The sequence below is a fragment of the Pantoea sp. X-Soil-ISGK-259 genome, from assembly GCF_059730705.1.
In genome coordinates this window covers 704,327-717,697 of sequence record NZ_AP035986.1, presented here as the reverse complement: position 1 = coordinate 717,697, position 13,371 = coordinate 704,327, and the positions used below count along the sequence as shown (strand labels likewise).

The 13,371-nt window shown below is 54.7% G+C and carries 13 protein-coding genes; 7 read left to right on the top strand and 6 right to left on the bottom strand.

Translation table 11 applies throughout. The features are described 5' to 3' along the window. The first annotated feature begins 51 nt into the window (after window positions 1-51). The 4 genes from nadC to hofC all read left to right on the top strand — a co-directional run bounded on the left by nadC (window position 52) and on the right by hofC (window position 4,142). On the top strand, window positions 52-948 hold the full coding sequence (gene nadC, locus AC6I77_RS03190; RefSeq protein ID WP_105099559.1) for a carboxylating nicotinate-nucleotide diphosphorylase: 897 nt from the start codon (window positions 52-54) through the stop codon (window positions 946-948). 174 nt (window positions 949-1,122) lie between these two features. Beyond that, entirely contained in the window at window positions 1,123-1,578 is a 456-nt protein-coding gene (ppdD, locus tag AC6I77_RS03185) for a prepilin peptidase-dependent pilin (protein WP_003854719.1), read from the top strand. After that, window positions 1,565-2,950: a type II secretion system protein GspE gene (gene gspE, locus AC6I77_RS03180; protein ID WP_110411651.1), complete on the top strand. Its 1,386-nt coding sequence runs from the start codon at window positions 1,565-1,567 to the stop codon at window positions 2,948-2,950. Before ppdD ends, gspE begins: the two co-directional genes overlap by 14 nt. Beyond that, entirely contained in the window at window positions 2,943-4,142 is a 1,200-nt protein-coding gene (gene hofC / locus AC6I77_RS03175; RefSeq protein ID WP_110411652.1) for a protein transport protein HofC, read from the top strand. Before gspE ends, hofC begins: the two co-directional genes overlap by 8 nt. A gap of 24 nt (window positions 4,143-4,166) precedes the next feature. Here hofC and AC6I77_RS03170 read toward each other — a convergent pair whose 3' ends face one another. Beyond that, window positions 4,167-5,207, bottom strand: a complete 1,041-nt coding sequence (locus AC6I77_RS03170; protein WP_008925582.1) for a GMP reductase — start codon at window positions 5,205-5,207, stop codon at window positions 4,167-4,169. 233 nt (window positions 5,208-5,440) lie between these two features. On the opposite strand from AC6I77_RS03170, the gene coaE reads away from it, so the two are divergent. From coaE to yacG, 3 genes are read left to right on the top strand one after another with little or no spacing between them, the layout of a single operon-like run. Then, entirely contained in the window at window positions 5,441-6,049 is a 609-nt protein-coding gene (gene coaE, locus AC6I77_RS03165; protein ID WP_110411653.1) for a dephospho-CoA kinase, read from the top strand. A gap of 4 nt (window positions 6,050-6,053) precedes the next feature. After that, window positions 6,054-6,797, top strand: a complete 744-nt coding sequence (gene zapD, locus AC6I77_RS03160) for a cell division protein ZapD (RefSeq protein WP_003854726.1) — start codon at window positions 6,054-6,056, stop codon at window positions 6,795-6,797. Between the two features lie 8 nt (window positions 6,798-6,805). Then, window positions 6,806-7,003, top strand: a complete 198-nt coding sequence (yacG, locus tag AC6I77_RS03155) for a DNA gyrase inhibitor YacG (protein WP_003854728.1) — start codon at window positions 6,806-6,808, stop codon at window positions 7,001-7,003. Window positions 7,004-7,033: 30 nt separating this feature from the next. Here yacG and mutT read toward each other — a convergent pair whose 3' ends face one another. The 5 genes from mutT to ftsZ all read right to left on the bottom strand — a co-directional run bounded on the left by mutT (window position 7,034) and on the right by ftsZ (window position 13,344). Further along, window positions 7,034-7,429 (bottom strand): 8-oxo-dGTP diphosphatase MutT, encoded by a 396-nt coding sequence (gene mutT, locus AC6I77_RS03150; protein WP_003854730.1) that lies wholly within the window; start codon window positions 7,427-7,429, stop codon window positions 7,034-7,036. A 153-nt stretch (window positions 7,430-7,582) separates the two neighbouring features. Next, the gene (secA, locus tag AC6I77_RS03145) at window positions 7,583-10,288 is read right to left on the bottom strand and encodes a preprotein translocase subunit SecA (RefSeq protein ID WP_003854731.1); all 2,706 of its coding nucleotides are present in this window, start codon (window positions 10,286-10,288) and stop codon (window positions 7,583-7,585) included. Window positions 10,289-10,362: 74 nt separating this feature from the next. Next, window positions 10,363-10,869, bottom strand: a complete 507-nt coding sequence (gene secM / locus AC6I77_RS03140; protein WP_003854732.1) for a secA translation cis-regulator SecM — start codon at window positions 10,867-10,869, stop codon at window positions 10,363-10,365. A 301-nt stretch (window positions 10,870-11,170) separates the two neighbouring features. Continuing rightward, window positions 11,171-12,088: a UDP-3-O-acyl-N-acetylglucosamine deacetylase gene (gene lpxC / locus AC6I77_RS03135; RefSeq protein WP_008925578.1), complete on the bottom strand. Its 918-nt coding sequence runs from the start codon at window positions 12,086-12,088 to the stop codon at window positions 11,171-11,173. A 101-nt stretch (window positions 12,089-12,189) separates the two neighbouring features. Further along, window positions 12,190-13,344 (bottom strand): cell division protein FtsZ, encoded by a 1,155-nt coding sequence (gene ftsZ / locus AC6I77_RS03130; RefSeq protein WP_003854738.1) that lies wholly within the window; start codon window positions 13,342-13,344, stop codon window positions 12,190-12,192. Window positions 13,345-13,371: the final 27 nt, after the last annotated feature.

Sequence of the window (13,371 nt, the reverse complement as noted above, 5' to 3'; positions counted from 1 at the left end):
TCAGGCTATTGTGTCACCCTCTGTCATTTCTCGTTCTGGAGTAAAACACCTATGTCATCTCGTGGTTATGATCCTGACAGCCGCCGTCAGGCACTCATCAAACGCATTGAAAGTGACATCCCGGATGCGGTTGCACTGGCGTTAAAAGAGGATCTTGGTGGAGAGATCGACGCTGACCGGGATATTACTGCCCAGTTGTTACCTGCCGATATCCAGGCTCATGCGCAGGTCATTACCCGTGAAGCGGGTGTTTTCTGTGGTAAACGCTGGGTGGAAGAAGTCTTCATTCAACTCGGCTCGCACGCGACACTGAGCTGGCATGTCGAAGATGGTGATCAGATCGAGGCAGACCAGCTGCTGTTTGAAATCGAGGGTCCTGCCCGACTGCTGCTGACTGCGGAGCGTACCGCGCTTAATTTTGTGCAAACACTCTCGGGCGTTGCCACCGAAGTCAGCCGCTATGTCGCACTGCTGGCGGGAAGCCAGACACAGCTGCTGGACACGCGTAAAACCCTGCCCGGATTGCGGACCGCGCTTAAATATGCCGTGCTCTGTGGCGGTGGCAGCAATCATCGCCTGGGCCTCTCAGATGCCTACCTGATTAAAGAGAACCATATTATTGCCAGCGGCTCAATTGCGCAGGCAGTGGAAAGAGCGCAATGGCTGCAACCCGATGTGCCGGTTGAAGTTGAAGTGGAATCACTGGAGGAGTTGCGTCAGGCGCTGGAAGCCGAAGCCGATATTGTGATGCTGGATAACTTCAGCCTGGAAGAAATGCGTACCGCCGTCGACATCAACCAGGGTCGGACGCTGCTGGAAGTCTCCGGTAACGTTACCGAAACAACCCTGCCACAGATCGCTCTGACCGGCGTGGACTATGTCTCTGTTGGCGCACTGACCAAGCATGTGCGGGCGCTGGATCTCTCGATGCGTTTCAAACAAAAGTAGCCTGCGCTACCGTAACCCGGCCCGGCGATTTTGCGACCCCGCTTCCGGCGCAGTTTCGACTGCGCTGCAATCCTGAAATCTGTTCACACCACACTTTCCAGTTTTCCCCTCTCTGACTGTCTTTTACTGCTACTGATTTTTAACCTGTCGCCTTCTTAATCAGGAGACGATGTGATGAATCATCAACGTGGATTTACGCTGGTTGAATTGATGATTGTGGTCGGTATTGTGGCGATCTTAAGTGCCATCGGCCTGCCCGCTTATCAAAATTATCTGCAGCGCGCTGCCCTCACCGACATGTTGCAAACAATGGTGCCGTTTAAAACTGCGGTAGAGCTCTGCGCCATGGAGCGTGGTGGCCCAACCCAGTGTCATGCAGGAGAAGCGGGCATTCCGGCAGCCAGAGGATCGCGCTATGTCTCGGCACTGAGCGTGACCAACGGTGTGATTGCATTGACTGGCCAGGAAAGTCTCAATGGCCTGAGCGTTGAAATGCTGCCGGTCTGGGACAGCACGGATGGCGGCATCAGATGGCAACGCAGTTGCACCAGTAGCAACAATAGCCTGCGCGACAATTGTCAGGATCAGTTCCGCTTTGCGGATAAAGGGGCCAGCGATGAACAAGCCTGATGAAGCGATCGCGGCTTTATGTCAGCGCTATCGCGCCCTGGTGTTACACCATGATGCCAGTCAGCTGCGTGTGGCCGTCGCAGAAAGCGTGCCGCCCGGACTGTCTGAAGCGCTTCATTTTGCCAGCCAGTGTAAGATTGAGATCGAATGCTGGCCGCAGGCCCGGCTCGACCAGCTTCGGCATGCCGACACACCGCTGGTGGCGCGTGAAGAGGCGCCCGCAGAGTCAGCGATTGAGGCAACACAGCTGATCCTGCGTCAGGCACTCGAACGCCGCGCCTCCGATGTGCATATCGAACCCTGCCGCGAGGGTTTACGCGTGCGACTGCGCATTGATGGCGTACTGCATCCGCTCTCTTCATTACCTGCCACTCAACCTGCGGCGCTGCTGGCACGACTGAAGATTCTCGGCGGGCTGGATATCGCCGAACGACGGTTACCGCAGGATGGGCAGTTCAGCATGGAGATCGCCGGTAAACCCGCCTCGTTTCGTCTGGCCACGTTGCCCATCTACGGCGGGGAGAAAGCCGTAGTCAGGCTATTGCAGAGTGAAAGCGCGGCGCTGTCACTGGATAAGCTCGGTTTACCCACTGCGCAGCTACGTCTGTTCTGCGCTGCGCTGGCCCAGCCGCAGGGATTGATTCTGGTGACGGGCCCCACCGGCAGCGGCAAGACATTCACGCTCTACAGCGGGCTTAGTGCGCTGAATAAGCCTGAAAAAAATCTCTGCAGCGTTGAGGATCCGATTGAGATCCCACTGCCGGGCATCAATCAGACACAGATCCATGCTAAAAACGGGCTCGATTTTAACCGCGTGCTGCGGGCGCTGCTGAGACAGGATCCCGACGTCATCATGGTGGGCGAAATTCGCGATGCCGAAACGGCAGAGATTGCGGTTAAAGCAGCACAAACCGGACATCTGGTCCTTTCCACGCTGCACACTAACTCCACCGCCGAGACGCTGACCCGGCTTCGACAGATGGGAATTCCCGGTTATCTGCTTGGGTCAGCACTGAAATTGATCGTTGCTCAGCGTCTGGTCAGACGCCTCTGCCCTCACTGCCGTCAGCCTGCTCAGGCAGTGGCACACTATCCTCCGGAACTCTGGCCTGGCACCCTGCAAACCTGGCGTGCCCCAGGCTGCGACCACTGCTTTTCCGGCTATTTTGGCCGGCTGGCGTTGTTTGAACTGCTGCCCATTAATGCCAGACTGCAAAATGCGATCGCCGCCGAGATGCCGCTGGAGAATCTGCTGAATCTGGCGAAACAGCAGGGATTGCGCACCCTGCTGGTTTCCGGTTTAGAAGCGGTAAGTCGGGGCGATACCTCCCTGGAGGAGATGCAACGGGTGATTGGGCTGGACGATGGCTAATGCCTCTTTATTCAGCTGGCAGGCGGTCGACAGTCAGGGTCAGTTACTCAGCGGTCAGCTACTGGCTATCGACAGTGACAATCTGCTGCTGATGCTGGCGCAGCGTGATCTTTTGCCGGTGAGCTGGAAGCGTGAAAAAGTCTGGCGTCCGACGGACTGGAAGTGGCAGCACAAAACCGATCTCATTCGCCAACTGGCCACCTTGCTCAAAGCGGGCCTGCCGCTGGCAGAGAGTCTGGTTTTGCTGGCGGAGGGGCAGCCGCATGCTGGCTGGCGGGCCCTGATGCTAGCTCTGCATCATCGGGTACTCAGCGGTGCGCCTTTTTCACAGGCTTTGCGTGAATGGCCGCAGATCTTTCCGGCACTCTATCCGTCCCTGATGGAGGTAGGTGAGCTCACCGGTCAGCTGGATGTCTGTTGCAGCGAACTGGCTCAGCAGCAGATCCGCCAGCAGCAGTTATGGCATCAGGTGGGTAAAGCGCTGCGCTATCCTCTTTTTATTCTGCTGGTGGCGATGGCTGTCACCTGCGGCATGCTGCTCTTCGTGCTGCCGGAGTTCGTTGCGGTTTATGACGCCTTTGATGCGCCCCTGCCCGCCTTTACCGCAGCGGTAATGCAGTTATCTGCCGCGCTTCAGGAATGGGGAGGTGTGCTGGCCCTGGGTGTCTCGCTGATGCTGACTGGATGGCATCAGCTGCGACGACGATCTGAGGGCTGGCAACGCCGTGAGCAGGCATTTTTCCTGCGCATCCCGCTGCTTTCCGGATTGTGGCGCGGCACACAACTGACGCAGATCTATACCATTCTGCATCTCACACAGAGCGCCGGGTTAACGCTGTTACAGGGGCTATCCGCCGTTAAGGTAACATTCTCCTCATTGCTCTGGCGGGACGCGATAGCCGGACTGCAGCAACATATTGCTGAGGGAAGTCCTCTGCATCAGGCGCTGATGCAGCATCCGTTGTTCACGCCATTATGTGGTCAGCTGATTCGCGTCGGTGAGGAGGCGGGCGCCCTGGATTTGATGCTGGCACGTCTGGCTGAATGGCATGAGGCCGAAACGCGAGAGCGCGCTGACACACTGGCGGCTTCGCTGGAACCGATGATGATGATGGTGATTGGCGGCATTGTTGGCACACTGGTGATTGCCATGTATCTGCCGGTCTTCGGGCTGGGTGATGCGATGCATTAGGGGCGCACGCTGCGCCCCGGATGGCTATCGGTTGAAAACCCGGTTCTCCTGCTCGTTAACCCGAATAAAGGTCGTGCGTTTGGTCAGCTCTTTCAGGCGCTCGGCCCCTACGTAAGTGCAGGCGGAACGCAGCCCACCCAGGATATCGCGTGCTGTCTCCGCCACCGGACCTCTTAAGGGCAGCTTGACCGTTTTGCCTTCTGCCGCACGGTACTGCGCAACACCACCAACGTGACGCTTCATCGCCGATTCGGAACTCATGCCATAAAAGAGCATGGATTTTTCGCCATTCTCTTCAACAACCTGCCCTTCGCACTCATCATGTGCCGCCAGCATGCCACCCAGCATCACGAAGTCAGCACCGCCGCCAAAGGCTTTGGCGATATCCCCCGGCACTGAACAACCGCCATCACTGACAATCTGTCCGCTTAAACCATGCGCCGCATCAGCACACTCGATAACGGCAGAAAGCTGCGGATAACCTACACCGGTTTTTACCCGGGTTGTGCAGACCGAACCCGGGCCAATGCCCACTTTGACAATATCCGCGCCGGAAAGAATCAACTCTTCCACCATTTCGCCCGTGACGACATTACCGGCACAGATTGTTTTAGAGGGGAAAGTTTCACGCGCGCGTTGCAGAAAATCGACAAAATGTTGTGAGTAACCGTTGGCCACGTCGATGCAGATAAACTGCAGATCGTCTGACAGCGCCATAATGGCGACCAGTTTACTGAGATCGGACTCTGAAGTGCCGGTGGAGACCATAACATGTTTAAGGCATGTCGCAGGCACGCGCTGAATGAACGCGCGCCAGTCATCAACGCTGTAATGTTTGTGGACTGCAGTAAGGATATTGAAGCTGGCGAGCGCCTCGGCCATCGAAAATGTGCCGACGGTATCCATATTGGCGGCGATGATGGGTACGCCGCTCCAGCTCAGGCCCGAATGTCTGAAGGTAAAGCTGCGTTCCAGCTCAACCTGTGAGCGACTTTGCAGCGTGGAGCGTTTGGGACGGATTAAGACATCTTTAAAGCCCAGTTTCAGATCTTCTTCAATACGCATAAATAGTGTCCTGGTAAGTGGCAACGAATCGTCGTTCGCGAAGTAAGCACAGCTCCAGTAGCGTTATGATACGCGCCTCTCGCTGTGCGACAAGACTGCGAATTTCACTTTATTTACGCTACAATCCGTTAAATTTAGTTGTGATTTATCGGTGTGATCTGACACCCATTTTTGCCTTTTTTAGTCAGATCATTACCCTGAACCCATGTCGTAAAAGAAGTCAGGTGAGAAACATGCCCTATATCGTCGCGCTTACAGGGGGGATCGGCAGTGGAAAGAGTACGATTGCCCAGGCATTCGCCGCGTCTGGCGTGGACATTATTGATGCTGACCTGATTGCCCGTGAAGTTGTTGAACCCGGCACGCCCGCTTTGCAGGCTATAAAGGGGCGCTATGGCGCGTCGATAGTGACGGAGCAGGGCATGCTTGATCGTAAACAGCTTCGCGACATTATTTTCCAGAAGCCGGAAGAGAAAAGCTGGTTAAACGCACTGCTTCATCCGCTGATAAACGCCCGGACGCGACAGCTGATCGCCCAGGCCACCTCACCTTATGTGCTCTGGGTAGTGCCATTACTGGTGGAAAATCAATTACAGCACCAGGCTGATCGGGTACTGGTGGTGGATGTTGATGAGGCAACGCAGTTAGCGCGGACTCAGCAGCGTGACCATCTTTCCGTCGAACAGGCGAAACGTATTCTTGCCGCACAGGCCACGCGCCAGCAACGCCTCGCCTGTGCCGATGACATTATTGATAACAGCGGCGAGCCCGACGACGCCCTGCCACAGGTTGCCGAACTCCATCAGCGCTATCTCAGGCTGGCGGCAACGAAACAGGATTAATACCATGAGTACACCCGTTCTGTTTGAACACCCACTGAATGAAAAAATGCGAACCTGGTTGCGGGTTGAATTTTTGATTAATCAGTTAGATGAAACCACGCCACTGGATAAAACCGTTAATGCGCTGACCTTTTTTCGCCTGATTGGCGAGTTGCTCGACATTTTCGAGCGCGGCGATATGCGGACTGAACTGTTGAAAGAGCTGGAGCGTCAGCAGCAAAAATTACGTGCCTGGGCTGATGTGCCGGGTGTCGACATGACGCTGGTGGATGCTCTGCACGATAAACTAAAAATTCAGTCAACGCAGTTGATGAATGCCCCGCGTATGGGGCAACAGCTCCGTGAAGATCGTCTGATTGCCCTGGTGCGCCAGCGACTCAGCATTCCCGGCGGATGCTGCAGCTTTGATTTGCCAGGCCTGCACATCTGGCTCCATCTGCCGCAGGAAACACGCGATGCGCAGGTCGAAGCCTGGATGCAGACGCTCGCGCCCCTGCATCATGCGCTGGCGATGATACTGGATCTGATCCGCCAGTCCGGCGCATTCCATATGCAGACCAGTCTGAACGGTTTTTATCAGGATAATGCCGAGGGTGCCGATCTGCTGCGATTGCAGTTATCGCTGGACGATGCCCTCTATCCACAGGTGTCCGGACATAAAAGCCGCTACGCCATCCGTTTTATGCCATTTGATAGTGAGCGCGGTGAAGTTCCGGCCCGCCTTAACTTCCAGTTGGCCTGTTGTTAGAGGTAAACATGCAGCAAGAAGTCATGACCGTTTCCTGTCCGCAGTGCGGCAAAGATGTCATCTGGGATGAGCTCAGCCCGTGGCGCCCTTTTTGCAGTAAGCGCTGTCAGCTTATTGATTTAGGCGAGTGGGCCGCAGAAGAGAAACGCATTCCCAGCAGCGACGATATGAACGACAGTGACAACTGGAGTGAAGAAGAGCGCTGATAACAGGATGGGGCGCGCTGCCCCATCCACTCAGAGTTCGCCGGCGACCAGACGCGCAATCAGCTGATGATTCGCTGGCGGAAACTCCTCCGCGACCAGCGCATGCTGATCAACCCAGCGCTGCGGTTGCCCCTCTTTGCCCCACGGCTCCCCTTTCCACCCTTCAACCAGAAAGAAGTGCAGCGTTACGCGCAGATCGTCATAGCTGTGATCTGCATGACCAATCGGGCGAGCCTCGGTGACATCGATCCCGGTTTCTTCCTGGAGCTCCCTTATGAGTCCCTGTTCGGCGCTTTCGCCCGCTTCAATCTTACCGCCAGGAAACTCCCACTTATTTGCCATATAAGAGGTCGATGCGCGCTGGGCAAGGAAAATCTGTTTATTGGCATTGCGAATGATGCCAACTGCAACCTGCAGGTGCTTCATGAAGACTATCCGGTAGTAATGGTGAATGAAGGCTAATTTTAGAGCATGCCGTAACGGAAGTTAACCGCTTTAGCTCAGCATGGGCATAGTCATCGTAGTGGCAAAGGCCATAAAAAAAGGAGCCAGCGGCTCCTTTTTTATCAGCATTTAGCCTCAGGCGATACGGCCATGACACTGCTTATACTTTTTACCGGAACCACATGGGCAGGGATCGTTGCGGCCCACTTTGCGTTCTCCACTTTGCTCAGCCACAGGCTCAGCTGCCAGCAGATCTTCTTCCACATGGCTCAGCTGCTGTTGCTGTGCCAGACGTTCAGCTTCTTCGCGACGCTGTTGCTCCATCGCTTCAACTTCTTCTGGCATGCGCACCTGAACTTTGCTCAGCGTACTGATCACTTCATACTTCAGTGATTCAAGCATTGCGGCGAACATGGCAAAGGATTCACGCTTGTACTCCTGCTTTGGATCTTTCTGCGCATAGCCGCGCAGATGGATACCCTGGCGCAGATAGTCCATCGCTGCCAGATGCTCTTTCCACAGAGAGTCCAGCGTCTGCAGCATCACGCCTTTTTCGAAGTTGCGCATCATTTCCGCGCCCACGATCTCTTCTTTCTCTGCGTAGCTTTCCATGGCATGGGTCATGATGCGTTCACGCAGCACTTCTTCATGCAGATCGGGCTCTTTGTCCAGCCACTCTGCAATCGGCAGGTTAAGATCGAAGTCAGTGCGCAGACGCTCTTCCAGGCCAGGCACGTCCCACATTTCTTCCAGCGACTGTGGCGGAATGTAGGTATCGATAGTGGCTTTGTAGACATCGTGGCGAATACTGTTGATGGTTTCGCTCACATCAGACACATCCAGCAGCTCATTACGCTGACTGTAGATCGCACGACGCTGGTCGTTAGCCACATCATCATATTCCAGCAGCTGCTTACGGATATCGAAGTTACGGCTTTCGACTTTACGCTGCGCGTTGGCAATCGCTTTAGTCACCCACGGGTGCTCAATCGCTTCGCCTGGCTTCATGCCCAGTTTACGCATCATATTTGACACGCGGTCTGAGGCGAAAATACGCATCAGCGCATCTTCCATCGACAGGTAGAAGCGTGAAGAACCGGCGTCACCCTGACGACCTGCACGACCACGCAGCTGGTTATCGATACGACGCGATTCGTGACGCTCGGTACCCACAATATGCAAACCACCTGACGCCAGCACCGCGTCATGACGAATCTGCCAGGCCGCTTTAATCTCTTCGATTTGCGCTTCAGTTGGCTCTTCCAGTTCGGCCACTTCAGCGTGCCAGCTACCGCCCAGCATAATGTCCGTACCACGTCCGGCCATGTTGGTCGCGATAGTGACCGCGCCCGGTTGACCAGCCTGCGCCACGATGTCCGCTTCGCGGGCGTGGAATTTGGCGTTCAGGACGTTATGTTTGATACCGGCGCGGGTCAGTTCATTAGAGACCACTTCTGATTTTTCAATCGAGATCGTGCCCACCAGTACCGGCTGTCCATTGGCTGTACGCTCACGGATATCTTCGATAATCGCATCGATCTTCTCTTTCTCTGTCATGTAGACCAGGTCAGCCAGATCTTTACGCACCATCGGACGGTTAGTCGGCACGACAATGGTGTCGAGCTTGTAAATAGAGCTGAATTCGAACGCTTCGGTATCAGCAGTACCGGTCATACCGGCCAGCTTTTCGTAAATACGGAAGTAGTTCTGGAAGGTAATAGAGGCCAGCGTCTGGTTCTCGTTCTGGATCTCTACGCCTTCTTTCGCTTCAATCGCCTGATGCAGACCATCTGACCAGCGACGACCCTGCATGGTACGGCCGGTGTGTTCATCAACGATTACCACTTCGCCATCTTTCACGATGTAATCAACATCGCGGGTAAAGAGTGCATGCGCGCGCAGTGCCGCAGTGACGTGGTGCATCAGCATGATGTTGGTCGGCGAGTAAAGTGACTCGCCCGCCTCCATAATGCCCTGGCTGACCAGCAGCTCTTCCACTTTCACCAGACCGCGTTCAGACATATGAGCCTGACGCGCTTTCTCATCGACCCAGAAGTCGCCTTCACCCTGATGGGTTTCGGTATCTTCTTTATCCTGGCGAACCAGGTGAGGGATGATCTTGTTCACTTTGGTGTAGAGATCAGAACTGTCTTCTGCCGGACCGGAGATGATCAGCGGTGTACGCGCTTCATCGATCAGGATGGAGTCGACCTCATCCACCAGCGCATAGTGCAGTTTACGCTGTACGCGCTCTTCCGGGCTGAACGCCATGTTGTCACGCAGGTAGTCGAAGCCATACTCGTTGTTGGTGCCGTAGGTAATGTCTGCTGCATATGCTTCACGCTTCGCCACAGCCGGCAGGCCCGACATGTTGATACCAATCGTCAGACCCAGGAACTCAAACAGTGGTCGGTTGTTTTCCGCATCACGCTGTGCCAGATAGTCGTTGACGGTCACCACGTGAACACCTTTACCAGACAGCGCATTCAGGTAGGCTGGCAGCGTTGCGGTCAGGGTTTTACCTTCACCGGTACGCATCTCAGCGATGCAGCGGTCGTTCAGCACCATGCCGCCGATCAGCTGCACATCAAAGTGACGCATACCGAACACACGTTTACTCGCTTCACGTACGGTCGCGAACGCTTCCGGGATCAGACTTTCCAGCGATTCGCCTTTTTTCAGACGCTCGCGGAACAGGTCGGTTTTAGCTTTCAGTTCATCGTCAGAGAGCTTCTCAAAATCAGGCTCCATCTTATTGATGACATCTACCACCTTGCGCATACGACGCAGCGTACGATCGTTACTGCTACCAAAAACCTTGGTTAATATTTTGCTAAACATAATAAATATATTCTCAATTCAGCCGGAATATTCCGGACTGCGAAATCTAAACAGAGTGAGTAAAACCAATACTATTAGCAGAACAATCGGGCGGGTCCGGCGCGGATGCCATGCACACTGGCATGCCATTCTACCCATGAACGGGTAACGGCCATGAAGAGAGGCGGTGTTGCCATCTGCTGCGGTGCGGTATGCAGCGCAGAATGCGATGTCAGTAAATTATGCAGTGAGTCAATAAGCGCCAGCTTTTGGGCCGCCAGCGGTAACTGCTGTTGTTCCGCCTGCGCCTGGGGAGCAAGCGTGAAAGAGAGGTGACGAATAACGGTGCGGATGGCGTGCTGATGCCAGTAATCCACGCTGAAGCTCGGGCGCCGTGACGCTTCCTGGAGCCGGATTAAATGATCAAAGCGTGTGGCATTGCCAAGAAAGAGGCTGCTGGCTGGCGATTCAGAGGACGCGTTGGGTTCGGCGCTTTGCGCACAGGCTGGCAGGCCAAAGCTGGCCGCTACCATCCCTAACAGGAGATGAGGCCAGAAATAGCGTCTACCTAATTGTCGCCAGCGCTGAAGAATCCCGATCACAACCTTTCCATCGCGCACGCTCTGTTGCGCTCTTGTTTTCGTGTACCCGCCGCGAGCCGCAACGGATTTCGGCCTGTAAAAGCGCCACAGATAGTAACATTAATGTGGGGCATCCACACCTGGGATTAAAGTGGCGGTGTGAGAAAACGCGTGTGATTGTTCAGCAATTCAGCAGAACAGACAATGTGTTGCGAGCGACGTCGCAATCGTCAGGAGTATGACAGAAAGCCATAAAAAAACGGCTGGCGCCGCTGACCGGAGAGGGTGTCAGCATAACCAGCCGTTTCACGTTCTGGGGTAGTTAAGCCAGAACCAGATTCGGTGCTTTGAATGCCACTGGCAGTTCAGCTTCGTCTTCGAAGGTTGCCCATTCCCAGGCTTCCTGCTTAGCCAGAACCGCTTGCAGCAACTTGTTATTCAGCGCGTGACCCGATTTAAACGCAGAGAATGCGCCAATGATGTTGTGACCACACATAAACAAGTCGCCAATCGCGTCCAGCATTTTGTGACGAACAAACTCGTCCTCAAAACGCAGACCTTCTTCATTCAGTACGCGGAAATCATCCAGACCTATCGCACAATCTAAGCTACCGCCCAGGCACAGGCCTTTAGACTGCAGATATTCGATTTCACGCATAAAGCCAAATGTACGCGCCCGGCTGATTTGACGAACAAAGGCGTCAGCAGAGAAGTTCATCGCATAGCGCTGTGAGCTGGAGTCGATAGCCGGGTGTTTGAAGTCGATGGTGAAATCAAGCGAGAAACCGTTGTACGGTTTGATCTCGGCCCATTTGTCACCCTCTTCCACACGCACGGTCTGCTTAACACGCACAAATTTCTTCGCGCTGTTGAGCTGCTCGATACCCGCATCCATCAGCAGATAGATAAACGGTGCTGCGCTGCCATCCATGATCGGGATTTCCGGCGCATCGACTTCAACAATAATGTTGTCGATACCCAGACCCGCCAGGGCGGCATTGAGGTGTTCAACCGTTGAAATACGCACGCCTTCATCATTCACCAGGCAGGTACTCAGCATGGTGTCGCGCACGTATTTTGCATCAGCCGGAAAATCTACCGGTGGATTCAAGTCGGTGCGACGATAGATGACCCCGGTATTAGCCGACGCAGGGCGTAATGTCAGTGTGACTTTTTTGCCGGTATGTAAACCGACACCCGTCGCCTGAACAATACGTTTTAATGTCCTTTGTTTGATCATCGCATTATCTCGCAGTATCACCTTTCCGACCGCCAGTATACTTTACCAGCGGACAGACACTTTAGCACAAAGAGCGGATAATCCCAATTATAGGGTTAATCCTAATCGGCCTGCTTACGCAAAAAGGCCGGAATATCAAGATAGTCAGGCTCTTTGTTCGACTGCGCAGCCTGGTCGTTAACGACTTTGGCAGCTGGTTTTTGCTCCTGCGGCAGCGGTGACATACCGTGCTGCTGATAGCGATGATCCATCACTGGCTGGCTGGCTGGCTTGTTGGTGACCAGCGTGATTTCCGGACGTTTGTCCATGCCGATACCGGTTGCCACGACAGTGACGCGCAGTTCGTCATTCATTTCCGGATCCAGAGAGGTACCGATTACAACGGTTGCGTTGTCAGAGGCGAAGGCGCGGATAGTGTTACCCACGGTCTCAAACTCATCCAGACGCAGGTCGAAGCCCGCCGTAATGTTGACCAGCACGCCACGGGCGCCTGACAGATCAATATCTTCCAGCAGTGGGCTGGAGATCGCCATTTCAGCCGCTTCTTCCGCACGATCTTCACCGCACGCAACGCCTGAACCCATCATGGCATAGCCCATTTCGGACATCACTGTACGCACGTCAGCAAAGTCGACGTTCATCAGGCCCGGACGGGTGATCAGCTCGGCAATACCCTGGACTGCGCCTTTCAGCACGTCGTTAGCAGCGCCAAATGCATCCAGCAGGGAAATACCACGGCCCAGCACTTTCAGCAGCTTGTCGTTGGGAATAGTGATCAGTGAATCGACGTGCTTAGAAAGTTCAGCGATCCCCTGCTCAGCAAACGCCATGCGCTTTTTGCCTTCGAAGTTGAACGGCTTGGTAACAACGGCCACCGTCAGGATACCGAGATCCTTAGCCACTTCAGCAACTACAGGGGCTGCACCGGTACCGGTACCGCCGCCCATGCCTGCTGCGATGAAGACCATGTCTGCCCCTTCCAGCGCAGCCCGCAGTGCTTCGCGATCTTCTTCTGCTGAGTTACGGCCTACTTCCGGATTCGCACCCGCACCCAGACCTTTGGTAATGTTATTACCGATCTGAATGGTCTGGCCGACAGCTGTTTTACGCAGCGCTTGCGCGTCGGTATTCACAGCAAAGAATTCCACACCTTCGATACGTTCGCGTACCATGTGCTCTACGGCGTTACCGCCGCCGCCACCGACGCCGATGACTTTAATCACCGCGTCGTTGGTTAATTCCATAGGTTCAAACATGATTTCTCTCCGTTATGTGCCTGTCGC

What these genes read in the sequence shown, in the direction of transcription:
- nadC (WP_105099559.1), top strand. Translation starts at nt 52, where the DNA reads ATGTCATCTCGTGGTTATGATCCTGACAGCCGCCGTCAGGCACTCATC.
- ppdD (WP_003854719.1), top strand. Translation starts at nt 1,123, where the DNA reads ATGAATCATCAACGTGGATTTACGCTGGTTGAATTGATGATTGTGGTC.
- gspE (WP_110411651.1), top strand. Translation starts at nt 1,565, where the DNA reads ATGAACAAGCCTGATGAAGCGATCGCGGCTTTATGTCAGCGCTATCGC.
- hofC (WP_110411652.1), top strand. Translation starts at nt 2,943, where the DNA reads ATGGCTAATGCCTCTTTATTCAGCTGGCAGGCGGTCGACAGTCAGGGT.
- AC6I77_RS03170 (WP_008925582.1), bottom strand. Translation starts at nt 5,207, where the DNA reads ATGCGTATTGAAGAAGATCTGAAACTGGGCTTTAAAGATGTCTTAATC.
- coaE (WP_110411653.1), top strand. Translation starts at nt 5,441, where the DNA reads ATGCCCTATATCGTCGCGCTTACAGGGGGGATCGGCAGTGGAAAGAGT.
- zapD (WP_003854726.1), top strand. Translation starts at nt 6,054, where the DNA reads ATGAGTACACCCGTTCTGTTTGAACACCCACTGAATGAAAAAATGCGA.
- yacG (WP_003854728.1), top strand. Translation starts at nt 6,806, where the DNA reads ATGCAGCAAGAAGTCATGACCGTTTCCTGTCCGCAGTGCGGCAAAGAT.
- mutT (WP_003854730.1), bottom strand. Translation starts at nt 7,429, where the DNA reads ATGAAGCACCTGCAGGTTGCAGTTGGCATCATTCGCAATGCCAATAAA.
- secA (WP_003854731.1), bottom strand. Translation starts at nt 10,288, where the DNA reads ATGTTTAGCAAAATATTAACCAAGGTTTTTGGTAGCAGTAACGATCGT.
- lpxC (WP_008925578.1), bottom strand. Translation starts at nt 12,088, where the DNA reads ATGATCAAACAAAGGACATTAAAACGTATTGTTCAGGCGACGGGTGTC.
- ftsZ (WP_003854738.1), bottom strand. Translation starts at nt 13,344, where the DNA reads ATGTTTGAACCTATGGAATTAACCAACGACGCGGTGATTAAAGTCATC.